At 53.9% G+C, this 26,378-nt stretch carries 23 protein-coding genes; 9 read left to right on the forward strand and 14 right to left on the reverse strand.

Going from position 1 to position 26,378, the window contains the following annotated elements; genetic code table 11:
• Positions 1 to 11: 11 nt before the first annotated feature.
• Entirely contained in the window at positions 12 to 743 is a 732-nt protein-coding gene (locus J2I47_RS03750) for a hypothetical protein (protein WP_207363224.1), read from the reverse strand.
• 135 nt (positions 744 to 878) lie between these two features.
• On the opposite strand from J2I47_RS03750, the gene J2I47_RS03755 reads away from it, so the two are divergent.
• Both J2I47_RS03755 and J2I47_RS26950 read left to right on the forward strand, forming a co-directional pair.
• Positions 879 to 1,307, forward strand: a complete 429-nt coding sequence (locus tag J2I47_RS03755; RefSeq protein WP_207363225.1) for a COG4705 family protein — start codon at positions 879 to 881, stop codon at positions 1,305 to 1,307.
• Entirely contained in the window at positions 1,199 to 1,549 is a 351-nt protein-coding gene (locus J2I47_RS26950; RefSeq protein WP_374759895.1) for a COG4705 family protein, read from the forward strand. The genes J2I47_RS03755 and J2I47_RS26950 overlap by 109 nt, the downstream gene beginning before the upstream one ends.
• A gap of 37 nt (positions 1,550 to 1,586) precedes the next feature.
• Here the strand turns inward: J2I47_RS26950 and J2I47_RS03765 are convergent, their stop codons facing one another.
• From J2I47_RS03765 to J2I47_RS03810, 10 genes are all read right to left on the reverse strand, one after another.
• A complete protein-coding gene (locus J2I47_RS03765) occupies positions 1,587 to 2,423 on the reverse strand; it encodes a PoNe immunity protein domain-containing protein (protein WP_207363227.1) in 837 nt (278 codons plus the stop codon).
• Between the two features lie 141 nt (positions 2,424 to 2,564).
• A complete protein-coding gene (locus tag J2I47_RS03770; protein WP_207363228.1) occupies positions 2,565 to 3,362 on the reverse strand; it encodes a PoNe immunity protein domain-containing protein in 798 nt (265 codons plus the stop codon).
• A gap of 19 nt (positions 3,363 to 3,381) precedes the next feature.
• The gene (locus tag J2I47_RS03775) at positions 3,382 to 4,752 is read right to left on the reverse strand and encodes a PAAR-like protein (protein WP_207363229.1); all 1,371 of its coding nucleotides are present in this window, start codon (positions 4,750 to 4,752) and stop codon (positions 3,382 to 3,384) included.
• A 35-nt stretch (positions 4,753 to 4,787) separates the two neighbouring features.
• On the reverse strand, positions 4,788 to 5,525 hold the full coding sequence (locus J2I47_RS03780; protein WP_207363230.1) for a hypothetical protein: 738 nt from the start codon (positions 5,523 to 5,525) through the stop codon (positions 4,788 to 4,790).
• Positions 5,526 to 5,619: 94 nt separating this feature from the next.
• Positions 5,620 to 6,048, reverse strand: coding sequence for a type VI secretion system tube protein TssD (tssD, locus tag J2I47_RS03785; RefSeq protein WP_207363231.1), 429 nt, complete (start codon positions 6,046 to 6,048; stop codon positions 5,620 to 5,622).
• Between the two features lie 58 nt (positions 6,049 to 6,106).
• Positions 6,107 to 7,864, reverse strand: a complete 1,758-nt coding sequence (locus tag J2I47_RS03790) for a type VI secretion system Vgr family protein (protein WP_207363232.1) — start codon at positions 7,862 to 7,864, stop codon at positions 6,107 to 6,109.
• Positions 7,865 to 7,900: 36 nt separating this feature from the next.
• Positions 7,901 to 8,323 (reverse strand): type VI secretion system tube protein TssD, encoded by a 423-nt coding sequence (gene tssD / locus J2I47_RS03795; RefSeq protein WP_207363233.1) that lies wholly within the window; start codon positions 8,321 to 8,323, stop codon positions 7,901 to 7,903.
• 52 nt (positions 8,324 to 8,375) lie between these two features.
• Positions 8,376 to 8,780 (reverse strand): type VI secretion system tube protein TssD, encoded by a 405-nt coding sequence (tssD, locus tag J2I47_RS03800; protein ID WP_207363234.1) that lies wholly within the window; start codon positions 8,778 to 8,780, stop codon positions 8,376 to 8,378.
• Between the two features lie 130 nt (positions 8,781 to 8,910).
• Entirely contained in the window at positions 8,911 to 10,302 is a 1,392-nt protein-coding gene (locus J2I47_RS03805) for a type VI secretion system contractile sheath protein TssC (protein WP_207363235.1), read from the reverse strand.
• Between the two features lie 38 nt (positions 10,303 to 10,340).
• Positions 10,341 to 10,796 carry a type VI secretion system contractile sheath small subunit gene (locus J2I47_RS03810; protein ID WP_207363236.1) on the reverse strand — a complete coding sequence of 152 codons (456 nt, stop codon included), beginning with the start codon at positions 10,794 to 10,796 and terminating at the stop codon, positions 10,341 to 10,343.
• A 307-nt stretch (positions 10,797 to 11,103) separates the two neighbouring features.
• Between J2I47_RS03810 and J2I47_RS03815 the strand changes: the two genes are divergently transcribed.
• From J2I47_RS03815 to J2I47_RS03825, 3 genes are read left to right on the forward strand one after another with little or no spacing between them, the layout of a single operon-like run.
• A complete protein-coding gene (locus J2I47_RS03815) occupies positions 11,104 to 11,544 on the forward strand; it encodes a GPW/gp25 family protein (RefSeq protein ID WP_207363237.1) in 441 nt (146 codons plus the stop codon).
• A 52-nt stretch (positions 11,545 to 11,596) separates the two neighbouring features.
• Complete coding sequence (locus J2I47_RS03820) at positions 11,597 to 13,498, forward strand: baseplate J/gp47 family protein (RefSeq protein ID WP_207363238.1); 1,902 nt, start codon at positions 11,597 to 11,599, stop codon at positions 13,496 to 13,498.
• Complete coding sequence (locus tag J2I47_RS03825) at positions 13,495 to 14,499, forward strand: hypothetical protein (RefSeq protein ID WP_207363239.1); 1,005 nt, start codon at positions 13,495 to 13,497, stop codon at positions 14,497 to 14,499. The genes J2I47_RS03820 and J2I47_RS03825 overlap by 4 nt, the downstream gene beginning before the upstream one ends.
• 10 nt (positions 14,500 to 14,509) lie before the next feature.
• Here the strand turns inward: J2I47_RS03825 and J2I47_RS03830 are convergent, their stop codons facing one another.
• The 3 genes from J2I47_RS03830 to proS all read right to left on the reverse strand — a co-directional run bounded on the left by J2I47_RS03830 (position 14,510) and on the right by proS (position 18,884).
• On the reverse strand, positions 14,510 to 15,319 hold the full coding sequence (locus tag J2I47_RS03830) for an SDR family oxidoreductase (protein WP_207363240.1): 810 nt from the start codon (positions 15,317 to 15,319) through the stop codon (positions 14,510 to 14,512).
• A gap of 107 nt (positions 15,320 to 15,426) precedes the next feature.
• Positions 15,427 to 17,310: a TlpA disulfide reductase family protein gene (locus tag J2I47_RS03835; RefSeq protein WP_207363241.1), complete on the reverse strand. Its 1,884-nt coding sequence runs from the start codon at positions 17,308 to 17,310 to the stop codon at positions 15,427 to 15,429.
• Positions 17,311 to 17,411: 101 nt separating this feature from the next.
• Complete coding sequence (gene proS / locus J2I47_RS03840) at positions 17,412 to 18,884, reverse strand: proline--tRNA ligase (RefSeq protein WP_207363242.1); 1,473 nt, start codon at positions 18,882 to 18,884, stop codon at positions 17,412 to 17,414.
• A gap of 295 nt (positions 18,885 to 19,179) precedes the next feature.
• Here proS and J2I47_RS03845 point away from each other — a divergent pair, with 295 nt between their 5' ends.
• The 4 genes from J2I47_RS03845 (at position 19,180) to J2I47_RS03860 (ending at position 26,217) form a co-directional block, all read left to right on the forward strand.
• Entirely contained in the window at positions 19,180 to 20,526 is a 1,347-nt protein-coding gene (locus J2I47_RS03845; protein ID WP_207363243.1) for a hypothetical protein, read from the forward strand.
• Positions 20,527 to 20,684: 158 nt separating this feature from the next.
• Complete coding sequence (locus tag J2I47_RS03850) at positions 20,685 to 22,271, forward strand: OmpP1/FadL family transporter (RefSeq protein WP_207363244.1); 1,587 nt, start codon at positions 20,685 to 20,687, stop codon at positions 22,269 to 22,271.
• Positions 22,272 to 22,513: 242 nt separating this feature from the next.
• Entirely contained in the window at positions 22,514 to 25,039 is a 2,526-nt protein-coding gene (locus J2I47_RS03855) for an ATP-dependent Clp protease ATP-binding subunit (protein ID WP_207363245.1), read from the forward strand.
• A gap of 362 nt (positions 25,040 to 25,401) precedes the next feature.
• A complete protein-coding gene (locus J2I47_RS03860) occupies positions 25,402 to 26,217 on the forward strand; it encodes an aldo/keto reductase (protein WP_207363246.1) in 816 nt (271 codons plus the stop codon).
• Positions 26,218 to 26,378 lie beyond the last annotated feature (161 nt).

The following is a 26,378-nucleotide window of genomic DNA, read 5'->3' on the forward strand; positions in this document are numbered from 1 at the left end:
TTAAAAATACACTATTCATACTGGCTACCGGTTCGGGGCTGAGGCGCTTTTACGGGCGAGATACGATCACCTTTGCGCAGAAAACGCCACATATCCGTTACCAGGGCCGGAAAGACAGACACACCAACGCTGTAGTAGACGCCATTGAAATGCTGGTTGATGTCGGTCTGAAATATGGCACGGCGGTAGCCCCCCTGTATGCTCAGGCCCGCCCAGCGCGTGGCTTTCCACTGCGCGTAGGCTCCCACCTGCACGGGCACAAAAAAGCTGCGGTGGGTACGGTCAATGGGCTGGTCGGGGCCAAGGCTCTGCGGCAGGGCGTAGGCCACGCCTCCGCCCAGTTCCACCGGGAAGCTAACCATCCAGTGGCGGTTGTTGGTCAGGTTCCACCAGTATTGGATATTCATGAACCACAGGTCCGTGCGGGTGTAATAGTCGAGGTTGATGCGCCGGGCCGCGTCGCGCCGCCAGTTGATGAGTTGCAGGTAGGTGGCGTAGCTGAGCCAGTAGTAGCCCAGGGTGAGCTGATGGCGCTTTTCGCCAAACTCAATACCGGCGTTGACGCCCCACACATTGACGTGCTGCCGCTCCAGAAACGAATCACGGAAGTCGAGGTTAACCGCCAGTTTGGTTACGGCCTTGCTCAGCCGCAACGTATCGGCCCGGCCCGAACTGTCGGGTTGGGGGGCCAGCGTGTCGGGAGGCGTAATGAGCAGGAGGGCAGAGAAGAGCAGCGCAAGCATACAGCGCAAGAACCCACAAAGGGCCACTGAGGTTACGACGAAAAGAAACCGGCTTGTCGGGTCGAATCAGAATGTCTCCAGGTTTGGGCGGTAAGTTCATGCCTGCCCGGTGAAACTGGCGGTGATCTGCTCTCGATGACCCTCAACGTGGGCTATGCCCTTAGCTCGCTGCTGCTGATCGGTATTTTTGTGGCTACGCTCATTGCCCAGCTTAGCGCCAAACGCTACATCCCGGTTCTGTATTGGTCGGTGATCCTCTCCACCAGCACCGCTGGCACTACCATGTCCGACTACATGGACCGGACGCTCGGTCTCGGCTACGCCATGGGGTCGCTGGTGCTGGTGTCTATCCTGGTTACAGTGCTTGTTATCTGGTACCGGACCGAAAAATCACTCTCTGTCACCGACATCAAAACCACCCGACCCGGCCCGAACTGTTTTACTGGACGACTATTTTGTTTTCCAACACCCTCGGCACGGCCCTCGGCGATTTCCTGGCCGACAGTTCTGGTCTGGGCTTCGCCGGGGGGGCTGTCCTCATTGGCAGCCTCCTGCTACTGGTAGTACTGGCGCATGTCTACACCAACATTTCGTCGGTGGTGCTGTTCTGGATAGCCTTTGTGCTGACCCGGCCTTTCGGGGCTACGTTCGGTGATCTGCTGACCAAAGTACCGGCTAAAGGCGGGCTTGGATTTGGTACAAAAGCGTCGTCGTTAATTTTATTGGTGATCCTCGTTGGGCTGATCGTGTTTACGTCGATTCGGAAAAATACGCTTGCCACCCACCCACAAAGGAATCAGGACTGACCTTCATCACAAGCACAGCTACCGTTAAAAGCTGGCATTATAGACCATCTTGCCAATGAACTAGATCATAGGGATAAAATGGATTGTCTTTGAAGCTGCTATCGTCTAATCCCATAATCTTGGTTATGGCACCAGCCTCAAAGGACCAATAACCAATGTGTCCACCACTACTTTTTTTATGAGAATTAAACCTGGTGCTTAAGTTGTCGGCTGTATACCAATGCTCTTCTAGATAATTTTTTAATTTAATAGCCGCCTCTTGAGACGTATTTTGTGTAATAGACTGTAAGAGAACCAGTCCTTTGTCATCCGGAAACATGACCTGGTTAGGTACGGTAATCTGACTGTCAATTGGGCGAAGCATATAGCCAATCACGGCATCCTCAAACTGTTCGCGAACCAACAATGCCGCTACTCGACGGAGCGATTCGCCATGCTGATCTAGTAGCCAACCCAGGGAGATAATTCTAAGTACATGATTGTAGATATAATCTGCCTGCCACGATTTAATAAAGTGGTTTACAGCTTGATTATAGACAGGTATCAGGCTGCTAATTTCATCTCCGCGAGAATAAGCAATAGTTAGCTTGATAATTCGGTCATCAGCTAACATAAATTCAGAAGTTTTAAAACCGTCAAACTCAGGTCCTCTTTCTGCTATTAGTTGTCGATATTGCTTCTCTATATTCTCTGTAAATAGAATTAACTTTATCATCACTTCATCGTAATATTCTTTGTAAAAATAGGGCTCACGAACGCCTAGCCGTGTTTGAGTAGCAGACTGCTTAGCTGGTTCTATCGGACTTGATGATTTATTAAAAAAATTCATCTTTTCTTTAATCCAGACAATAACCTTATTCGCAATGTTTTTCATAATGCATCTGTTTATTAGTCGTTTACGTTAGCGTACATCCATACTGATATGGCTTTTTATCCTGTAGTTAATGTTGTATGATATAAGTTTTCTTTGCACTCAAAAATTTCTTCATTAAATAAGCAATATACCTCTACCTAATTACAAACGCATTAAATCATAAGGATAATAAGCATTGTCTTTATAGCTGCTATCATCAAGCTTCATTATTTTAGTAATAGCCGCTGCTTCATACGACCAATAGCCAAGGTATTTGTCATCTGATAGATGTGCATTATATAAGCTTTCCAAATTTTGGCGGGTATACCACTGATTTGATAAAAAATGATTCATTTTCTTTTGAGCTTCAGGAATAGATGAGGTAGTGATGTCCATTAAACTTTTCAATGCATCGTCGTCAGGAAAAAGTAAGGTAGGTACGATAATAGTGTCAGATACCTTATATCGAAGTAGATAGGATAATAGATAATCATTATAATGGTCTTTTCTGAATAAAGCGTCAATTTGATCGAAATAAGTTTTGTCGACGTCTAATAACACACCCAGTGACAGTATGGAAAGTGCCTGGCTATAATTGTCTTCCTCAAGATGCCAAGCCTGAATAAAATGATATGTCGCTTTTTCAACAAACGGCTTGAGGCTAAGAACGTTATCACCACGAGAAAATCCAGCGTCGAACAGCATTTCGTAGTCTCGTCCTATAATAAACTCTGATAACTTGTATTTATCATAATGCTCTCCGCGCTCATCAATCAGCTTTTGATAGAAAGCCAAATCAGATTCCAGGCGTTTTTGGATAGACACATATTTGCTGTCAAAATACTCTTTTGATTTATACTGTGCTCTCACTCCCTCCCTGGTAAATGTAGACACCGTTGGGGCGTTGGTATTTAGTTGGTTTGGCTGTTGCCCACCAAACAATTTTTTTAAAAAACTCATCCTTATGTTCGTTTAAATGCTAAAACCAACTGCCTATTTTACCGCCAAGCCATCCGCCCGCCAAGCCGCCAATAATACCACCAACTACACCACCGACTATAATGCCCACCGGACCACCAACTGCTCCTATGGTGGCTCCAAGCTGCGCTCCGCCCCAGGCACCGGCCATGCCACCCACAGCCGTGCCAATGGCCTGTTTGGTGTTGGTGCCCACCTGGTTGCCGTCAGCTTTATAACTCTGGTAGATATTATACGTATCAGCAGCAATGCCAAGGACAAGAGTAACGCGCCCCAGCACTTTTCCCGCTCGCGCTACTGTGTTTGCGTTGCGAACTAACCACTGATTGGCCCCACTAACAGTTCGTGTGCTCTGTATACTACGAGAGGCATTGTTAATGAAATTAGAAGCTCGCGAACTTCCACTGACCACGTTCGCCGGAGGCAAGTCTGTAAGGCTACGCGCGCCTGTACCACCCCGCGAATTTATATCGTAGTAACTAACACTTCCGTCCGGATTTACTTTAGCCGCTAGCCGTAATAAATCTGGTGATCCTGAACGAATCTTACCATCTATACGTGCCGCATCGGCTGGGCTCATTGCTCGTCCCAGCCGATTTTCAGTGGGGTCGAGCAGCCAGCGATCACTCATCTGTCTACCAGACCGCTTTGTATAACCCATACTAGGCGACTTGGTAGGATCTGCCTTCATCTTGGCATCCGCTACAATGTCAGTTGGGCCATGTGGATCTCGCGCCGCTAGATCAAGGCCCTGGTGACCATTCTGGTTGATAGCCCCTCCCTGTGTATTACTGATTACATCGTAACCACGCATACGCAAATCGGCTGTTGCTCTCATCTCACCAAAATTGCCTCGTTGGCCAGATGGTAGCGCATTGATTTGATCAGGCGTCAACCCGACCATAGAATTGGCGAAGGGCCGCGTTTGCGCTGCCAATTCGCCAAACTGGTTGCCCAGGTAATTTTGGCCGAATTCGGTGCCCAGCCCAACTCCGAATAAGCCATTGCCTAAAGGGCCATAGTCTAGGGGGTTATCGCCACCCATAGCCTCAGCCCGGCTGAAATACACGCTGACTTTGCCTCCCAATGAGCATTGCAGCTTGGCCTCGTCAACCAGCAGTTTGTAGCCGTTGACCTTCACGCCCCGGGCCGTCTTGTCCCAGTAGATGGGGGCGGGCACGCAGGCGCTGCACGAGACCTGGCAGAAGCCCAGGGAGGGAATATTGACAAAGGGTTCCTTGTCGGCCTCCGAGGCCAGGGGTGAACCGTAGATCTGGGTGTTGTTGTGGTGGGTGACCTTTAGCTGTTGCGGCAGGGCCCCTTTGTCGCACCGCAGCCAGCTACCATCCGGGACATACTTTTTATCACCCATATGCTGAAGTACTTAGTTAGAAGGCTTATACATTCCTACAGGCGCTTAAGCGTGCGAGCGTAGGTGATGTTGTAGGCGTTGGCTACTTCGGTTTCGGTATAGGTTTCAGCCTGCTCGATTAACCCCTCGCTATCTAGTTTGTATTGCCCCTCGTGGGTCAGATCTACGCGGGTACTCATGTCATAGATGTCGGTCATGTCTTTTACGAAGCGACTGAACCGGGGCTGTTCAAACTGGGCTTTGTTTAGTTGCCCATCAATGGTCACCTCAAAGCCCGTTGCCGTTTGGGTAGCCCGCAGGGTTTCTAGCAACGGCAGATCAATCGGGCCGAAATGCTGAGGCAGCACATGCTCACGCAGTCGTCCTTCGGCCGGGTAGTCACCCCAGATGCCTGCCGTAACAAAAGCAAGGTGTCCTGTCAGGATAAGCGATGGCACGGCCTGTTCCGGCGGGCCAGGAATGGCAGCCCCATTAACATCAGTGAAAACAACCAAACGTGGCTTCTGCCTACATTGCTGCTCATGCCACTGGAAGAATGCCAGTGCTTCGGCGCTACCCACATACTCGATCCGCTGCGGCTGGTAATCAACTGTCCACTGAACCGCTGTATGGTCACTTGCCATGAAGCCCACCTCGACCGTAGCCGCTTCAACGTACTCATCCACCTGACGGGTGTTGACCATCCGGTAGGCGTAGGCCAGTTCGTACCGTCGCCGTACCGCCCGAGTCGACGCAGGGAGATCTAATTGTAATTGACGGTCAACAACAAGCATCGTGGTTTTGGACTAGTTGGCAGTAGCAAAGGAGTGCGCACCGAACCGGGGCATCCCCAGGCCAGTGCGCACCTGTACAATACAGTGATACAGATTAGGCTTTGTCGCCCCAGTTGTTGTCGTGTTCAGCACCTGAAAAGGTGATCTTTTCGGCCGAGATTGTGATCGTAAACGTACCAGCGGGACGCTCAGGCCGTTCGGCCCGGGGCGTTTTGTCGAAGCGCTCTGCCCAGCCGATAGCCCGGCCATTGGTGAGGTGAATTTCTTTGAGCGTGCTTTTCTCCTGGTCTACTACCCGAATGGTACCATCCTGTCCCTTGTAGGAGTTGGCCATCCAGTCGGCCAAAGGGCCATCTTGTGGTGATGAGATCACCTCAATGTCGACCACACCGCCCTGCACCACCGATGAGGGACGACCTTTTGAGTCGATGCTACGACCCAGTTTGTAGGAGAAATGGACGACCTCCTGGTCGCTATAACCTCCTGACGAAAAATAGGCGGATACTGCTGATACTTCAGCCATAATAGTACTGGTTTTAGTTGAACGATTGATTTATGAAATGGACTCGGGTAATGCGATGTTAAGATTCATTCAGATCAATGTGTGGCGCTGTTGCGTCAATTTTAGCCGTACCATTTATGGTTACGTTCTTTGAGGTTGTCTTGGCCTCGGCCTTTGCATTGATCTCAACGTTGGTTTTCGTGGCGGAGATTTTCACATTGTTTTCTCCGGTAATCGTTATATCATTTTTGGCGTGCATCGTTATGTCGACTTCCGCATCCATCGTAATATTTTTAGCTGTCACAGCAACCAGACCCTTGGTGTATATTTGAATAGTGCCATCGCCTTTAAACGAGATGTGAAGGCCGGTACTTTTGTTGTTAGCGTTGGTAATGAAAAACTCCTGCTCATTGGGCTTGTCTTTCATTACAATCTTGTTGCCGCCCTTGGTCCTGATAATCTTGTTGTAATTATTATCTGACCAATAATTCGTGGTAGGATCCTTGTGATAAAGACTGCCCGACACCACCGGAAAATCGACATGGTTCGCCTCGTACGAAATCAATACCTGATCATTGATTTCCGGTATAAACAAACTACCACGCGCCCCACCCGTGTAAGCCATCGCCACCCGTACCCAGCTCGATTTGCCAGCCAGTTGATTAGGCCAGTGAAACTGAAGTTTCACCCGGCCCAGTTGCAGTGGATCCTGGTTTTTTAGCACCGTCGCGATTTCGGGCAGGGCCACCGGCTGCTTCACATGCGGGTTGTGTGGGGGCAATGAGGCCGAAGCTGGAACAGCCTCGAACTGATTCTCATAATTACCCACTTCATCAACGTAGTGGCTTATGCCAATGATCCGGTATTTCCCGACGCTTTCCTGTTTGTACTTGCCCGGCTCAATCAACTTCTGCCCCGTCACATTGACCGTCATACCTACCGTCAGGTTTGGGTTTTCGCCCGACCCCTGGAAGCGCACCATGTCGGTACCGTTCACGGCGTTGACCGTGCCACGGTGGCCATCCAGTTCGCCCGGTGAACCAACGTCTTTCAACGGCCAGAGTTGAGCAGGGTTGCCAAACAGGGCCGACGATTTGGCATAGGCAAAATCACCAAAGGTGCCGTAGCCCCCCGCCGGACTATGCGGCGCGTCGAACGACTTGTGCTTCTGGTAATTGTAGTGGTGCATCAGGTACTTATTCGGCTTCAGGCTGATGGCCATGTCGAAATGCTGCACTCCATCAATAACAAACTCCTGCTCGGCGGGACTTGGCTTGGCAATGTTGAGCGTCTGCCCGTCGTAATAACACCACTCGCCATATTCAGCGGCCAGCCGGTTTACGAAGGCCCAGTTCGACTCATCGTATTGGGCCTTGTAATCAATCAGGGCCGTGTAGGCGGGGGCAATATTGAATGAGAGTGCACTCCCACCATAATCACCGGCCACCGTACCAAAAATGTTGCTCAAGCCAGATTCGACCCACGCCCGCCGCTGACGGCCGTCTTCCATCATGATGGTGGGGCTGTGCCCCCGGATGATGTAGGTGTTAACAGTTTCTGAGTTGTTCGATAGGGCAAGTTCTGTAACGATGCCTAAAAACTGAAAGTCGGCAGGCACCAGTTTGTATCTGGGCTTGAAGCTGATGGTGGCTGGCTGACCAACCAACGCTGCATGAGCACCTTTGAAAAAAAACTGCGATTTATCTTCCAGATCCTCAAACGCCACCCGAATCTCGAACGTATGGTGGTCAAACAAAGACTGCTGAATACGCAGGCTCTGAAAGTGCTGGATTGCAGCCCCGCCGATCTGAACCGAAACGTCTACCTGTTGTGCCATATCTTTGTCGTTGATTAGTTGGATAAAGTGCCCCCATCAACCCTGTCCGGGTATCCAGTTCGACCACATATTGTCGTGCAGGTTGCTGTCTACATGCAGTTCACGGGCTGTGAGGCCAAGCTCAAACGTGTAGGCCCCCACCGAATCGCCTATCGTAAATATTTCATGGTAGCTTACACAGTACGTATCCCTGAAGGTGAGTGTGCGAAAAGTCATGCGTGTTTCCGGGTCAATGTAGGTGATTGATCCACCCAGTGACTTCATCGGATCAATAGCCCATTGCGTCAGTTGAGCCTCATCGTCGCCCATTAAATGCACCGAAATCTGCCCGCTCCGTACGCCCGCCGTTGGACGGCCCTGGCGGTTAACGGGCTGGCTGAACGATACCCTGGATGTGAGCACCCTGAGCGGCCTGGCAAGCCCGGTCATGGTGAAATGTGCTTCAAAAGACGATGCCATAGGCTGTTCGTTTTAGTAGTCGGCCTGAGCTTCTCCGGTCTATATTCACGGCTTACGTGTATTCAATCAGTGCCCAGTCATTATCGTGTTTTACCTGGCCGACGGTAATTTTTTCGGGCGAGATTGTGATGGTTGTAGTCATCTTGGCCGTATTAGCCGTGCCATCGAAAAATTCATCCATCTCCACGCAGTAGGCATTCGTAAAATGAATTGTCTTTAACGTTTGCCCTTCCAGTTCCCGTATGGTCACCGTGCCACTCAATTGCTTCGAGGGGCTGAACATCCACTCGGCCACCAGTGGGTCAGCCGATGTATTAAACGCCATGGTAATCATGCCGGCAAACACCCGCGATGATGGCCTGCCCAGCGAATCGATGTCCTGATTGATGTCCAGTATGAACGAATCCAGAACCGGTTTAAACGGGCCAATCGCTAGCTGGGCATGGAATGAAGGCATGGCGCTAAGGCAGTTATCGTTGGGGTGCTCAGGCCTGAAGTAGGCCCAATTAACCAAGGCTATGCCAATCGGAGGTGCAAAAAGCACCTCCGGGCTGGTTGTTTTCGTCTCTTAGGTTGATGCGGTGCGCTTACTTGATCTCAGCTTTGAAATCGTCGCGGCGGCCGGTGTTCTCGTTGCGGCCCTTTTCGCCGGTGAGGTTGATAATGAACGTTTTGGCCGGAAAGAAAGGCGTAATGTTCAAATCAACAATGATCCGGTCGGGCTGAATGGGATCCTGCCGGAAACGGGGCGGATCGAACGTGTCGATGATTTTGCCGGGTCCTTTGATGCGGTCCAGAAACGCCACGATCTCGTCGGTGAGTTGCTTCTCTACTTTGCCGCTCCAGTTTTCCATGGCGCGTTTGTTGAGGAAGTTCATCATCACTTTCATGATCCAGTCGAATACGCGCACCACCGAATAGGTCTTGAACCCCACGTTGTTGCCCGCAAACAGGGTTTTGCCCGAAAACGGAATGATCCGCGCAAACTCTTTCGTAAACGGAATCAGACCCAGCCCCTCCAGTTCACCCACTTCGGTTTTCAACAGATCCATCCGCACGCCGTCTACTTCCTCCAGCGAACCAAACTGCAAACCTGCCGACACCTGTGAGATGAGGTTCTGGTGCATCTTGCCCGCCAGTGCCGTTGAGGGTTCCAGATACAGGTCTTCTTCTTCACCAAACTCTTCGTACTTACCCCGCCCGATAAGGTGGTTTACGGTCATTATGGCGTTGGCATAGCGGGGTACGTCCTGGCTAAGGCGCTCGCGCTGAAACTCTTTGATGGTGTCTTTCAGGTCGCCCATGTTCCGGTAGTCGGTAATGAGCATGAGCTTGTGGTCAGAGGCGATTTTGGCCCAGGCGTCTACCACCGTTTTTTTGCCGAGGTAGCCCGGAATGACCAGCAACGAATAGCTGTCCTGCAGGTCGAACCGGTTGTATACCTGGTGAATTTCGTTGCGGACAAACTCAATCGTGTCGTTGTTATACACGTTGGCCGGGTCAAGCTGACTGATGCCTGCGTTGACAAACACGATGTTACGCACCTTGAAACCGCTAACGGCCGCGTTGGCAAAATACAGTGCCACACCCCGGTAGGTCGCTTCCAGTTCGCGGCTGGCGTCAAGGATTTCTTTGATATTCGACTTGTAGAGTGCCTCGGTCGTGTCGAACTGCTGCTGGGTCTCTTCGGCCATATCAGCCACGGTACCTTCCGTCTCCAGCACTTTCTTCCAAAGCTCCAGGCGGCGTTTCAGCATCTGCCGGTCGCGGCGGCGGTCGGCTTCTTTAAGAAATATTTCGCGTTTGGCCCGACGTTCAGGATTCAGGCTGTCAGCCCCTTCAATGGCCGTTTCCAGCAATTTGAATCCGCCGAATTTAAGTTGTTGCAGTTCCGCAATGTGCTGCGAAAAAGACCGGGCTGGCGCTTCGCGCTCGGCCGATTTTGGGGTAGGAACCTGGTTCTGCTGTGCTTCGGCCATGGCAGGAAAAGTCTGTTTGGGATGGATAACGCCTCTAGTTAGCTCGCCTGATCAATCTCGTCGATCATTTGCTGCACCATTGCCAGCATTGTGGCTTTCACCTGTGGGTTGGCTACGGCATGTTGCAGCATTTTGTTCGACCGCAACTGGTAGTTGATGCGCTGTAGATCCCGCATCTGGTCGTTCAATTCCTGCAAATACTCGCTTTGGTCAACAAAACCCTCGGGCGTAAAATCGCCCATGCGACCAAAACGGAATGTCTCGGCCATGGGCTCGCCTTTCTGACTGCTGAGCATCACCGTTACTTCGGGCTTGTAATGTTCCAGCACGTCATCTACTGATTCCAGATCAGGGGCGGCTTCCGCTTCAGAGGGCAGTTCATCCGTGAACTTGGCCACAAAGAGCGTTTTGTTCATGCTGATGGGCGACAGGCTGGGGGGCAACTCGCGCAGTCCGGGCCATGCGCCGGGCATGGTATTGTCAAAATTGAACATTAGTTAGCTGTTTAACGAACCAAATAAATTGGATTGAGCGACTAAACTAAACAAAGCTACGTATATTGACAACTGTTCCTATAGGTTTACTGGCATAAATAGAGGGGTACTTAGCGAACGGTAATCAGCTGGTTTGCCCCGGATAGGAACGACACTTTACGTTAACGAATCAAGGTAACACAAAGTATATAAATTTAGTATGAAATATCGTTTTAGGGTGGTCTGTATGCTAACTCGGATAAAGCGAGGCAGCCTCCAAGGCCTCAGATCAGAGAGGGTATACCCCCTGTTGTAACAGTCCAACTCCATGGCCGACGAATTCTACAAGCTCCCCCTCCGTCTCGATTTGCTGACTAAAAAAGCAGCCCCGGCGCGCCTCACCCATTGCTCCATGGAGGATTCGATTCGCAACAATCTCTACCTCATCACCACCACGCAGTATAACGAAGCCCGCTACGACGGGCAGTTTGGCTGCACCATCTGGGACGATGACTTCAACGTGGGCAACGACTCGATCTATATCCTCTGGACCGACCGGATCGAAAACTCACTACGAGCGTCGATCCGGCGGTATGAACCCCGGCTGGAGCGCGTAAAAGTTGAAGTGAGCGTGAACCGGGAAGGTACCCCCGATGCACATAAGCTGGTCATTATCAAGGTATCGGCTGAAATAGCCCCCTCTAACCGGCGACCATTTACGTATCAGCGCGAAATCGTCGTAGCCCCGTTTATTACTAAAATCAGGTGAAATAAACGGACCGCAGACGGAGCTGATTAAGCTGATCTGCGGCCCATTGATGATGGAAAGTCTCTCACAGAAAGATTTCAGCCGCGAAGAGATTCGCAAGCGCATCACTCAGCACGCGGCGGCGGTGTGGCAGATGCGGGCCAAAGACATCGATGCCGTCGATCCGCTGGTAACGTACCTGATGGAGGCCTGTGCTTATGAACTGGAGAATACGGCCAAGGCTATTGAGCAGACGCGGGGCCGTATTGTCGACCGGCTGGCCAACGTGATGTGTCCGGAGGTGGTTGATCTGCCCCGCCCGGCCCACGCCATACTCCACGCCCGCCCCGACGATACACTGGCTGATCTGGACCCGTCGGTGCAGTTTTTTCACCGCCCGCCAGCCCGTGAGGGCGTTGCGCCTGACATCTTCTTTTCGCCTGTAGTCAAGAGCCGCGTGGTAAATGGGTCGGTGCTGTTTCTGGTGAGTGAAGAAGGCATCGTAGAGTTCGCCGGGCCGGAGCGCATGGAATGGGATAAACAGCTGATTCCTACGTTTCCTGCTGACTACCAGTCGGTTTGGCTTGGTCTGGAACTAAACAGCTATGTGCCGTCGGTGAGTGGGCTACCCATTTACATTGACTGGGAAACGGAATCGGTGCAGCAAAAGGCAACCTATTACCGTAAACTTCAGGACCCTTACCAGACCTCGTGGTATCTTAATGGCAAGCCCGTTCCGGTGCATAACGGTTTCATTAACCCATCGTCGCATGCCGAACATCTGGGGCCGCAGCTCGACGTGCTTCACCTGCTGGAACAGGAGGTAATGAGTCAGCACCACCGGTCGTTTGTTACCCTGGGCAACCTGCCCGACCGGTCGGAGTGGGGCGCGGCAGTGGGGCTCTATCCGCCCGGTTTTAACCTGACCGAAACGCAGCGACTGCTGTTCAAGCGGGAGGTGCTATGGCTCGAACTCCGCCTCAGCCGGTCATTTCCGGCCAAAGCCGTAGCTACAATGGAGGTACGCCTGAACTGCTTTCCGGTCATGAACCGCTACCTGAACCGGCAGCAGCAACGCCTGAACCCGGCGCTGAATGTGTTTCCGCTGAAGTCAGACGCCGAGTTTCTGTTTATCCGCCGGGTATACGATGCCGACAGCAAAGACCTGTTCCGGTCGTCGCCGCTCCGCGATATCAACGAACTGGACGACAACACGTTTATGTGGCGACCGCACGATGTGGGTCGGTTCGACGAGCGCAATGCCCGCGAATTGTTGGAACATGTACAGCGATTGCTGCTGGACGAAAACCGGGCTTTTCGTGCCCTAGGCACGGGTTGGTTTGTGAAAACGCTGGACGAACTGAACCGCAACCTGGAAGACCTCCGGCAGCAGGTGCAGTCGATGCCCAATGAGGGGTTCAAGGCGGGGCATCCGTACATTTTCATCAAGCCCCGCAAGAACGACAGCAACATTTTCATGGAGTTCTGGAGCACCAATGGCAAAGCGGGTAACTTCATCGGCGCGGGCACACCCCTGACGTATAACGGCGGATACGACGCCATAAAAAGCGATCCGGCTACCCTGTTTCTGGTGACGACCACCGTGGGCGGGCGCGACAAGCCGGGCATTGCTGAAAAGGAGTACCACCTGCGCCAAACCCTGCTCACCCGCCAACGGCTGGTGACGATGGCCGACATCGAAGCCGAATGCAAAGCGTACTTTTTTGGGCGATTGGGCGGTATACCCGTCGACGTGACGGTGGAGAAAGCGTTTGCCGAAAACCTGATTGAAGGCGCGGGCTATGTGCGCTGCCTCGACGTGACAATTATTCCCCGCAGCCGCACCGACCTGACCGCCGCCGAGTGGGCCGCCGAGTGTGACCGCTGCCGACAATACATGGCCGAACGGTCGGCGATGAACCTGCCTTACCGGGTAAAAATGCAACCCTTAACCCCCGCCATGCGCCCGCTATGAAGCTGCAGCACTATGCCGACCAACTAAGCAAGCTACGCAGCGACGTGCGACTGGAGGTGATCCTGGCGGAGTTGTATTTTGAGGGGTTCGACCCAAAAAAAGACCTGCTGGTGCACCCGGTGGGCCTTTTTGAACGTAGCTACCGCAAAGACATCGGCGAACCCCGCGTGGGCAACGCCGACGTATATGGCGATGATGCCGCCTCCATTGATCCCGCGCGGCGTACATACCTGAACGTGAAGGTGAACCGCGACGGGCTGTATGATTACCTGCCCGAAGGCCTGTTCCACCAGCCCAGCAACGAAACCCGCGACCAGAAAGAAGTCTTCGAGGATATCGACGAGCAGGCCCGGCGGCAGCGGGGTGCGCGGCAGTTTTTCCAGCCCATCGAGCAGGAGTTTTATTTGCAGGGACTGCTGATGGAACTGGAGGAGCGGACGTATCTGGTAAACGAACAGACGCTCCGGCAACAGTCGCAAATGCCAAACGGGCAGGGCGACGTGCTGCGGCAGTTCTGGGATTTGCCCAACGATTTGCTCGATATCCGGCAGCTGAATAACCTGCTGCACTTGTTGCCCATTGCTCACCGGCTGGTACATAACAACGCGCTGGTGACGGAGGTCTACGAACTGATTCTGGGCGTTCCGGTAGAAATCAGGACTATTGCGCCGCTGGTGCATCTGATCAAACTGGCCGATGACGACGTGCCCGCGCCCAATGACCTGTCGAAAGCGGAACTGGGTGGTTTTTCGCTGGAAGGGCTGTATCAGGACACCATGCCCGCCTACGAAATCAGGGTAGGACCACTCAACAGTGAGCAGCTAAACGACTTTCTCGCCGATGGCCGCAGCCGCAAAATCATGAACCTCTTAACAAAGTATTTCCTCCCTGCCGAAACCGACGTCATTGACCACCTCCTTGTCGACGAAGCCAACCAATACCTGACCCTTTCGGACGACGAAAACCCGAGCAGCATATTGGGCGTAGCGTCCTATATTTGAAGGGGGGAGGTTACCGCTTCAGCGGCGAATTCTTTTCCTTGGCTAACGTATTGTAAACCAGCGTATCGGCCAGGCCGGGGAGCCATTTGTTCAGGAATACGGTGAGCTTGCCTTGGCTTGTTAAAATCAGTTCGCGTCTGCGATTTTTCACGGCGCGCAGGATATGGGTGGCGCATTCGTCGGCGGTCATCATGCTCGCTTCGTCGCGGACGGTTTCACCCGCCACCTGCCCATGCCCGTCGATGGCGGCGAAGCGGATGTTGGAGGCCGTGAAGCCGGGGCAGGCCGTGAGCACATGTACGCCTGAGTGCAACAGCTCAGTACGCAGGGCTTCCAGGAAACCGTTCATGGCAAATTTCGAGGCTGAATACCCCGTCCGAACGGGAAGTCCCCGGTAGCCTGCAATGGACGAAATGCCCACAACAGACCCCTTCGTTTTCAGGATATGCGGCAGGGCGTAGCGCGTGGCATATACGGTACCCATGTAGTTGATATCCATCAATTTACGGAGCACTTCCGGGTCGGCGTCGACAAACATTGACCGCATCGAAATGCCCGCATTATTGATCAGAATATCGATTCGCCCAAAGCGCGCAACGGTCTCATCCATCAGGCGTTGCATGTCGGCGGCAATGCTTACGTCGGCCACCACGGGGAGGTTAGTGATGCCTGCTTCGGTGAGGGCGTTGGCGGTGAACTGGAGGGCATCGGCTTTGCGGCCACAAAAGGCGATGGCGGCCCCCGTACGCCCATACGCAAACGCCAGCGCCTCGCCAATTCCCGACGAGGCACCCGTAATAACAACAACCGGTTGATTCATGGGACAAAGGTAGGGGAAGGATTAATGTACAATGCACAATGAATAATGTACAATGGCTACGCGCTGTAGTGGGCTGACGCGCGTAGCCATTGTACATTATTCATTGTTCATTGTACATTTTTTAATGCTTCAATCACCAGCGTAAGTTCCTCGGCGGTGGTTTCGGTATTGCCAGAGAAGCCCAGGCTGCGGTAACGGACCCGGCCTTTGGGGTCGATGATAACTTTGGTGGGGATGCCCAGCACGCCATACGAGTCGGCAACGCGTTGGTCGCGGTCGAGGGGGACGGTGAACTGATTGGTTTGCCGGGCCATGAACGACTGAATCCGACTCAGGGGGCCACCTTCGCGGGTGTTGATGAAAAGAAACACCACATTGGGGTCATTCTTGAAGTAGGCCGCTGCCTGTTGCACCGCCGGAAATGAAGCCACGCAGGGTCCGCACCAGGTAGCCCAAAAATCGAGCATGACCACTTTGCCCCGCAACGAAGCCAGCGACACGGTGCCGCCCGTTAGGGTGCTGAGCGTGAAACCCGGCGCGGGTTGGTTGACAAACGATTCGGCAAGTTCGGCCTGGCGCTCGGCGCGGTAGGGAGCCAGCAGATCGCGGACGTAAGCCTCGCCTTTAGCCTCAGAACCCAGCTTTTTGGCCTGATAGGTTCGAAGTGCCGACCGCAACCGGGGTGTAATTTTGCCTACGCGCACGCCACGCTCAATGTAAGGCAGCACCGAGTCGGCGCGGTTGGCGCGAAGGGCGCAGAGCCAGAGACGTTCGCTGATGCGCGGATCGGCAGCTTCGGGTTCGGTGTTGGGAATAGCCTGTTTGTAGGTGGCCAGCGCGGCGCCAAATCGGTCCTGCTGATCGAAGGCGTAGGCCAGCGTAGCGCGGAAATTTTGCAGGTCGGTGTTGCGCTGGGCGGTTTGTTCGGGCGTGGTACGTTTGGGTAAAGCGCGTTGCTGCAAGCCTGTCAGTGCACGCTGGGCCAGCCATTCGGCCTGGGGCAGTCCCCGCCCTTCGTCGGTCATTTGCCCGGCGAAACTGTGGAGCAGCATGGGGTCGGTGGCAGGTAGCGGCTGCTGAGCCAGAAACGCCACCAAATCTTTGAATTGACCCGGTTTGAAGTACGCTTCGGCCACTGAACTCACCAGCATGCCCCGGTACGTGGAGTTAGGAAACGCCTGCGTGAACGACGCAAACGCCGACAGCTTTTTGGCCAGGTCGGCCTCTTTCCGGATTACCTCGGCGCGGGCTTTCTGGGCGGCGTCGCCGGTGGGGTCAACCGTACGGATACGGTCGCGGGCGGCTGTAGCGCGGGCCGGTTCGCCTAACTGTTCATAGAGGTTGGCGGCGGTGGTCAGTTCGTCGGGGGTGGGTTGGTGACTGTCGAGGTAGGCCGCAATCTGGTTCAGTGCCGTGGCTTTGGCACCGGGCTTTTGCAGCTTGAGCTGCGTGGCAATCAGGTCGCTCCAGTACTGTGACCGAAGCTGGGGATTTTGCGCCAGCTCGTGCTCGTACTGCTGCACCGCCCAGGCCCAGTCGGGTTTCACTTTCAGCCGCGAAGGAAACGCCGTGCGCACCAGCACCGATGCCTGTCCGCCCGTGGCGTGGGGCTGTAGCCTGCCGTCTTCCGTATACAGAAAGAGTGGATAGAAATGCCCCTTGTTGGCATCGATCAGGGCTGAATTGGCCCTGCTCTGAAACGCAAACAACAGCCCTGAAACGGGGGCTTTGGGCAGGGTTAGTTCACCTGTAAACGCATTGCCTTCACGAACGGCCGTGGCCGTAGTGGGCTGGCTAAGCCGCATCTGCGCTGGACCTGCGTAGCGTACGTAGGATCCCAAAACGGCCGTTTCTGAGGCTAGAGGCGTATTTTTTGGCGTATAAGTAAACGAGACGACCTCGCCCGGAAGGGGTTTTTCGGGTACATACCGAAACTGCGCCAGCAGAGGAGAGGCAACCAAACAGAGATACAGGGCGAGGAGGCGATTCATGTATCAAAGTTACAGGATACCGTTTTACAGTGGGCAGTAAAGGTCAGTCGGCAGTAGCGAACGCAGGGGGAATCTTGGCGCGTTCGCTACTGCCTATTGTATCAATACGCCCGCGCAAACACGACCCGTTGGGCTGAAGGTTTACCGGAGTAAACGCAGGTGCCGGATTCGTTGGCTCCCTCGAAAGGGATACAGCGTATGGTGGCTTTGGTTTGCTCTTTGATGGCCTCTTCGGTTTCGGAGGTACCATCCCAGTGGGCCATGATGAAACCGCCTTTTTCGATCTGCACTTTGAAATCGTCGAAGGTGTCGATCACAAATGTGTTGGCCTCGCGGAAGGCAAGGGCCTTTTGGTAGATCGTTTTCTGAATATCGTCGAGCAGGGCCACGATGCGCTCGGTGAGGCCGTCGAAGGGCACGGTTTCTTTCGTTTTCAGGTCGCGGCGGGCCATTTCGACGGTGCCGTTTTCCAGGTCACGTGCGCCTATAGCCAGCCGGACGGGTACACCCCGAAGTTCATATTCGGCGAATTTGTAGCCCGGCTTGTACGAATCTGAATTGTCGTACTTCACCGAAATACCCGCTTTACGAAGTTCAGTCATCAGCGGTTTTACCTTCTCAGATACGGCGTCCAGCTGCTCATCAGACCGGTAGATAGGCACGATGACCACCTGAATGGGCGCGAGTTTCGGAGGAATAATCAGGCCATCATCGTCGGAGTGAGCCATCACCAGGGCACCCATCATGCGGGTAGACAGGCCCCACGACGTACCCCAGACGTATTCGAGTTTGTTCTGCTTCGAGAGAAACTGCACCTCAAACGCCTTGGCGAAATTCTGCCCCAAAAAGTGCGACGTACCCGCCTGAAGGGCTTTGCCGTCCTGCATCATGGCCTCGATACACAGCGTGTCGTCGGCACCGGCGAAGCGTTCATTGGCGGTTTTGGTACCCCGGATCACGGGCATAGCCATCCACTCTTCGGCGAAGGTGGCATACACTTCCAGCATCTGCCGGGTTTCGGCCTGCGCCTCTTCGGCGGTGGCGTGGGCGGTGTGGCCCTCCTGCCAGAGAAACTCGGCGGTGCGCAGAAACAGGCGCGTCCGCATTTCCCAGCGCACCACGTTGGCCCACTGGTTGATGAGCAGCGGCAGGTCGCGGTAGCTTTGAATCCAGTTTTTGTAGGTACTCCAGATCACTGTTTCCGAGGTGGGCCGCACAATGAGTTCTTCTTCCAGTTTTGCCTCCGGGTCAACGATAATGCCTGATCCGTCTTCGGCGTTTTTGAGGCGGTAGTGGGTTACCACGGCACACTCTTTGGCAAAACCCGCCACGTGCGACGCTTCTTTGCTGAGGTACGATTTAGGAATAAAGAGGGGGAAATAAGCGTTTTGGTGGCCGGTTTCCTTGAACATATCGTCCAACGCCCGCTGCATTTTTTCCCAGATGGAAAAGCCATAGGGCTTGATCACCATGCAGCCCCGAACCGCCGAATTTTCGGCCAGATCGGCTTTGCGTACTAACTCATTATACCATTCCGAATAATCCTCGGACCGGGCTGGAATTGCTTTAGCCATGAAACTAAAGTCGTAAGTCGATAGTCAGTAGTCGATGGTTGGCTGACGCGCTGACTGGCTCTCGCAGAGCTACTCATGCGTCAGCCAACCATCGACTACCGACTATCGACTATTGACTATTTTTTATTGAGATTAAACCTTGATTAGACCGTTCAGTCTAATAGACTGAGGGGTTGCAAAGATAGGTTTTAACTCTATTTTTGTAATCAATCAGCCGCCTTGCTTGTTATATAGGCGAGTCTTTGCGCGTTCCGATTTTGCTTGAACCCTCACTGATTACCAAACCGCTTTGTTTATGAAAACCAATAATACGTGGCGTTACCTGGCGATGGCCGCTTTGCTGGGTGTTGGAGCATGTAGTTCCAGCCGCCAAACTGCCCAGAATGCCGGTGAGGTAGACGACCTCTATGGTAACTCGGGCGATGCCGTGGTCGCTTCTGGCAACGAACGCCAGACATCAGCCCGGCAGGAGCAGCGCTCGGCCCGGCTCGACCGCAGGCAGCGGCTCAGTAACATTAACCCCGATTACAACGAAGAGCAGCAGTCGGGCGTGGGTGGCACCAATCAGCAGGAATACTATTCTGAATTAAGTGCCCGCAACGTGCAGCGCGGCATCTCGCCCGATCCGGGTTGGGGTGACGTTTCCAGTGCCTACAACAGCGGTTATAATAACGGCTATTACAATGGTCTTTACGGGGCCAACAGCTGGAATCGCTGGGGTCTTAACAACGCCGGTTTCTACAGCGGTCTGGGTTTGGGCCTCGGGTTAGGCTATGGCGGGTTTGGTGGTTACGGCTACAGTCCGTTTGGCTTCCGGTTTGGGTATAGCCCATTTGGTTTTGGCGGTTACGGGTACAATTCATATGCGTTTGGTAGCCCCTTCGGGTATGGCTATGATCCGTTCTATAGTTATGGTTACGGTATCGGCGGCTATGGTTTTGGTGGCTATGGTGGCTACGGCAGTTTCTATGGCTATCGTCCAACGGTGGTAAACAATTATTACGTGACCGGTGCTGACCCCTACCGTAGCAACCGGACGTCGGGCGCACGATATAGCTCCGCGTCGGGTCGTTACAACGGTGATTTCAATAACACGCCCCGTGCCAGCACCGACAACGGTGGTCGCCGGAGCGCCGGGGCCTACACGGGTACAGGTGGTTATACCAACACAACCCCATCGCGCGGCGATGCTTATTACAGCCGCCCTGCCGATGGTGGGTACAATGGCTCACGGTCCAACACGCGGGGTACTTACTACTATGACAACAGCGGAGCCGGTGGCCGTACGTCGGGTAACTCAGCACCTGCTACGCAGTCGTATGGTAACTCATCGCGCGGTTCGTCAGACACGTACTACTCAGCACCGAGCCGGGGTAGCAGCCGGGGCAACTATACGCCTTCGTATGATGCCAGCGGTTCACAAAACCGCTCTTACTCGCAGCCAAGCTATCAGGCCCCTTCACGCAGCTATTCACAGCCCAGCCAGCCGAGCTACTCGCAACCGAGTTATTCGGCTCCAAGCCGGGGTAGCTACAGTGCACCAAGTGCTCCCAGCTATAGCGCTCCCAGCGCGCCTAGTTCATCGGGCGGTGGTGGTTACAGCGGTGGCGGTGGCGGCGGTGGATCACGTGGCCCACGGTAATCAGCGTAGTTAAATACTAATTAATACATAGGAAAACCCCGCCATTCTGAGAGAGAAGGCGGGGTTTTTTCGTTTACTCTACAATGGGTATTAAACGTTCTGTGCGTACCATTGTCTCACTGAAAAGGCGTTTTAGACTACCTACATCCAGATCAGTTATGAACAGATATTTGCTTTTGGCTGGTGCCCTCTTTTGTGGGGCTTACAGTGCTTTTGGGCAGGATTATTCGGGCGACGTGTTTCGCTATTCTGACCAGACTATTACGGGTACGGCTCGTTTTCAGGGCTTGGGAGGCGGCCATGTAGCCCTCGGCGGCGACGCTTCCTCTACCTTTACCAATCCAGCTGGATTGGGCTTCTACAACCGGTCAGAGCTTAGTTTCAGTCCCGGTGTTCGGCTTCAAAATGTGGGCGTAAACTACGCTAACCAAAATACCAACTCGAACAAAGCGGTGCCCTTTGTGGGGCAGGCAGGGTTGATTTTTGCGGGCGAACCCTCGCGGCAGGGAAGTTTACGGCGGGGTACGTTTGGCATCACGTATTCGCGGCAGGTGAGCCTTGGCAATGAGTTTGCCTTCACGGGTTTAAACAACCGCAGTTCCATCACTGATGCCTGGGCGGCTGACCTGAACGGTCTTAACATTGCCTCTGGCGTGGTTGACAAGGCATTCAATGATAAGACAAACCAAGTAACCGATATCAACGGCGTTCCCGGTACATCCTACTTAGCAGCGGCTTATCAGCTTTACCTGATTGATCCGACAACAGCGGGTGGCTCAGTCTACACAGGTGCTGAAGGCGACAAAGTGACGAACCAGACCCAAAGCTATTCCTCAAGCGGATCACAGTCGCAGTGGACGCTGGGGTATGGTGCTAATTTCAACGATAAGCTCTACGTGGGTGGTTCGCTCGGTATTGCCAGCACCCGTTTTGATTTTACCAATCGCTATTCGGAAACGTTTGTGGGCGGCGACCAAATTCGGGGTCTGACTGACCTGAGCACGCTGACGGTTCGGGGTACGGGCATCAACCTGAGCCTGGGTGCTATTTATCGACCCACCGAGGCTGTGCAACTGGGTGCTACGGTGGTATCTCCCACCTTTAGTGGCTTAACCGAGACCTATGACCGCACGCTAAGTGCCGACATTATTGGCATTCGTCAGACAGATGCAAATGGAAACCCAGTGAGATTTGTGCCGGCTCTTCAACGCATTGCGTTACCGTCGAACGATTTCGACTACACCATTACTACGCCGTTGCGGGCGTCGGGTGGGGCTACGTTCTTTTTTGCCAAGCGCGGTTTTATTACCGCTACCGCCGAATACGTTGGCTACAGCGGCATGCGCGTAGGTACGTCGAATTATCAGTCGGCGGCTGATAACCAGGCGTTTCGGGAAGATAACAAGAAGAATGTGCAGGCAGCCTATCAGAATGTGGTCAACTTCCGGGTGGGTGCTGAGGTACGCGCCAGCATGTTCCGGTTCCGGGCGGGGGCAGCCTATTTACCCAGCGCTTACAAAGACACGTTCGATCAACTGGCCCGCAACGGCGACCGCAATTCGCTGTTGCTGTCAGGTGGGGTAGGAGTACGCAACGAGCGTTTCTTTGCTGACGTAGCCTACTCAGCGTATGCGTTCAAGACAGCCTATGCTCCTTACACGCTGAATAATTCGCAGAACTATGCGGCGGCGGTGCTGAACAACAAAGTCGGTAGTGCGCTGCTGTCGGTAGGGGTGTTTTTCTGATTTTTTGTCATCCCGACAACGGAGGGATCTACTTTCCTACAGGCGTATTGTAAATTAGGAAAGTAGATCCCTCCCCTCGTTGGGATGACAAAGAAAAAATTCTCTTCAGCCCCCTATTTGGGGGCTTTTTTTGTGCCATACCGCACAGTAAGGAGCGAAATACGAAAGCAAACAAGTCACTCGTTTAGTTACGTATACTAACTCAACCGGGTAACTTCGCTGGTCAACCCGCTTCTGCCCCTATGCTGCTATCTACCGAAACCAAACGGGCGTTCGACATCGCTAAAGCGCACGTCCACGAGTACCGTCACGGAGCCATTACACCTGCTCATTTGTTGCTTGGGTTGCTTCACAATGATGTTGGTTTGGCTAGTTGGCTGGTAGCGTTGGGCAAAGACGTTTATTTCCTTCGTGACTGGGCCGATTACCGCCTCGAATTGACTCCGAAGGCTGTCAACGGTGTAACAGACCCTATTCAGGATGCCACCACCACGCAGGTGATGCAACTGGCCGACCTCATTGCCACGCAGTTCGAAAGCATGGAAGTAGAGCCGAAACACGTGCTGGCGGCTCTGCTCAAAGCCAATGTGGCCTTCACCGCCGACCAGCTAAAATCGCTGCCCGTTACGCAAAAAGAGGTGCTGGACGCCGCCAAAGACGACCGCCATATTCAGGCCGCCGTCAACGGGCAAAGAGGTGGCGCTGCCCCGGCATTGGGCAGTGGACCGGATGCGGCTGGTGGTACCCCGGCTACGGAATCAGCGCTGGCACGATTTGGCCAAAACAAGACACAAGATGCCCGCGACGGCAAGGTAGACCCCATCGTAGGGCGCGACCGCGAGCTTCGGCTAATGCTCGAAATTCTGCTGCGGCGCACCAAACCCAACGTCATGCTTATTGGCGAACCGGGCGTAGGCAAAACCGCCCTGGTTGAAGGGTTCGCGCAGGCTATTGTGGCCGGCACCGTGCCCGCCAGCCTCCAGAACGCCGAACTGTATGAGCTTGACCTCGGCTCACTGGTGGCCGGGGCATCGTATAAAGGCGAGGTGGAAGACCGGATCAAAAACGTCATCAACGAGATCAAGCAGCACGATAAGGCCATTTTGTTTATCGACGAAATCCACATGCTGCTCAACCCCAACGGCTCGGTGGGGGCGGGGGTGTCGCAATTGCTGAAGCCCGAACTGGCCCGCGGCGAACTGACCGTAATTGGCGCTACCACGCTCGATGAATACCGGCAGTACGTGGAGAAAGATGAAGCGTTTAGTCGCCGGTTTGAGCAACTGCACGTGCACGAGCCTACCACCGTAGCCGCCACGCGCATGGTAGAAACGCTGATTCCGCGCTACGAAGAACACCATAACCTCAAAACCGACGAGGGCGTGGCCGAAGAGGCCGTTCGGCTGGCGCAACGCTACGTCAAAGATCGTCGACTGCCCGATGCCGCCATCGATTTACTCGACCGCACGATGGCCGCCATCCGGTCGATGGGCGACACCGCCATGCAGGACTTAACCACTCTCCGCGACCAGCTAACCACCGCTACCGACCACATGGCCGAGTGGGACGATGCTAAGCAACTGGCTGAATATCAGTGGATTTTGCAGCAGGTGCAACACAAGGTCAGCCCTATTTTACAGCAGCAAATTGAAGACGATACCCAGCCCGACACCATCGAGATTCCCGGCGTGCTGCGCGACTACCTGACCAACCGCATTGCCGAACTAATGCCCCTGGCCGAGAAACCACACGAACTGGTTACGAAGCTGGACATTGCCGCGATGGTGGCTGCCAAAACGGGCATCCCGATGGGTAAACTGCAAACCAACGAGCGCGAACGCCTGCTGAAAATGGATGATGTGCTCCGTAAGCGGGTGGTGGGTCAGGACCACGCCATTCGCACGCTGACGGCCAGCATCCTCGAATCGCGGGCGGGATTGTCGGGCGGGAAACAGCCGACGGGGGCGTTCTTTCTGCTTGGACCCACCGGTACTGGCAAGACCGAACTGGCCAAAGCCCTGGCCGATTTTCTGTTCAACGACGAGTCATTCCTGATCCGGTTCGATATGTCGGAGTTCAAGGAAGAGCACTCGGCGGCGTTGCTCTATGGGGCCCCTCCGGGCTACGTGGGCTACGAGCAGGGTGGCATGCTGGTAAACAAAATCCGGGAGAAACCGTATTCGGTGGTGTTGTTTGACGAGATTGAAAAAGCCCACCCATCGGTGTTTGATATATTCCTGCAAATCCTGGACGAAGGCAAACTCCACGACCGGCTGGGCAAAGAAGGCGACTTCACCAATGCCGTGGTACTGTTCACGTCGAACATTGGCTCTGAGTTTGTGGTGAGGCAGTTTGGCGAAGGCATCATTCCCGCCCCGAATGACCTGATGGAGATTATGTCGAAGCACTTCCGCCCCGAATTCTTGGCCCGCCTCACCGAGATTGTCCCGTTCGCGCCGATTTCGGAAGAAAACGTGGTCAAGATTTTCGACATCCACCTGCGCGGCCTCACCGAACCCATGCGTCGGCAGGGTATAGCGTTGGACATCAGTCCCGCCGCGCGCGAGTTTCTGGCCCTCAGCGGGTTCACGCCACGCTACGGTGCCCGTCCGCTCAAAGGCGTCATTCGCTCTCAGTTACGCCGCCCCATCAGCCGCATGATTATTTCCGGCGAGGTCAACAAAGGCGACACCCTGCAAGTAGATCTGGACGATAACAAAGAGCTAACCTGGAACGTCATTTCCGATACCGTGGTGGAGGTGCTTTGATGGTTGGCGAATATTTGCCTGATGTGTTTGGCTGTTTATCCGAAAAAGTAAAGCTGCCCGCTACAGGCAGCTTTACTTTTATTATTTATTGCTCACGCAAATGGGCTCCGCGCTGTGCGGTGGCTCCGCGTTGTAGTGTGGCTTCGCGCGGGCTGGCTTCGCGCGTCGTGCCCTTCGACAGGCTCAGGGTGACAGCCCATTTAATGCAGTTCAGGTTGTTGATTCAACTTCCCTGTCACCCTGAGCCTGTCGAAGGGCACGACGCGCGAAGCCACACTACAACGCGAAGCCACACCACAACGCGAAACCAACCCGCACGAAACTACATCATTACAATCCTGTTAACCAACAATTAATTACGCATGAACTCAACCGTTACCCTCAACAATGGCGTCGAGATGCCCCTCCTGGGCCTGGGCGTGTACGCGCCGCAGCATAACAACGAAGTGCAGCAGGCGGTGGAAGACGCCCTTGAACTGGGCTGTCGGCTGATCGATACGGCGTCGGCCTATGGCAACGAACGCGAAGTAGGCGATGCCATTCTGGCTAGCGGTGTGGCGCGTAACGAGCTGTTTATTACCACCAAAGTCTGGAATGACGACCAGGGATACGACAAAACACTTCGCGCTTTCGACCGGAGCCTGGACAAACTTCAGCTCGACGTGGTGGACCTATACCTGATCCACTGGCCCGTGCGCGAACACCGGGCCGAGACCTGGCGGGCACTGGAAACAATCTATGAGACAGGTCGGACTCGGGCCATCGGCGTGTGTAATTATTACCAGCCGCACCTCGATGAACTAGTTAAAACGGCCACTGTAACACCCGCCGTAAATCAATTTGAATTTAGCCCCTACTGCTACCTGCCCGATGAACTCGACTACTGCCGGGCCAAAGGCATTCAGCCCGAAGGCTATGCGCCGCTGGTACGTGGATTAAAACAGAACGACCCCAAACTAGTGCGCATTGCCGAGAAGTACGGTAAGAGTACCTACCAGGTGTTGGTTCGCTGGTCGATGCAACATGGCGTGGTAACCATCCCGAAATCAGTAAAGAAAGAGCGTATCCGGGCCAATTTCGATGTTTTCGACTTTGAGATCGACGCCGCTGACTTTGCCGAAATGAACACCTTTTTCGACGATACCCGCATTGCCTGGAACCCGATGGAGTTTTTGTGAAAAAAGCCTGTTCATAGCAAAGCAGGTTCAGCACCATTGGCAAGTTGATCTGTCTGAAACAGTTTCAGGGATTTCGCGCTTGATGCTGTGTGGCTTCGCGCGGGTTGGCTTCGCGCGGGTTGGCTTCGCGCGTCGTGCCCTTCGACAAGCTCAGGGTGACA

This window comes from Fibrella rubiginis (genome assembly GCF_017353185.1).
GTDB classification, from domain to species: domain Bacteria; phylum Bacteroidota; class Bacteroidia; order Cytophagales; family Spirosomataceae; genus Fibrella; species Fibrella rubiginis.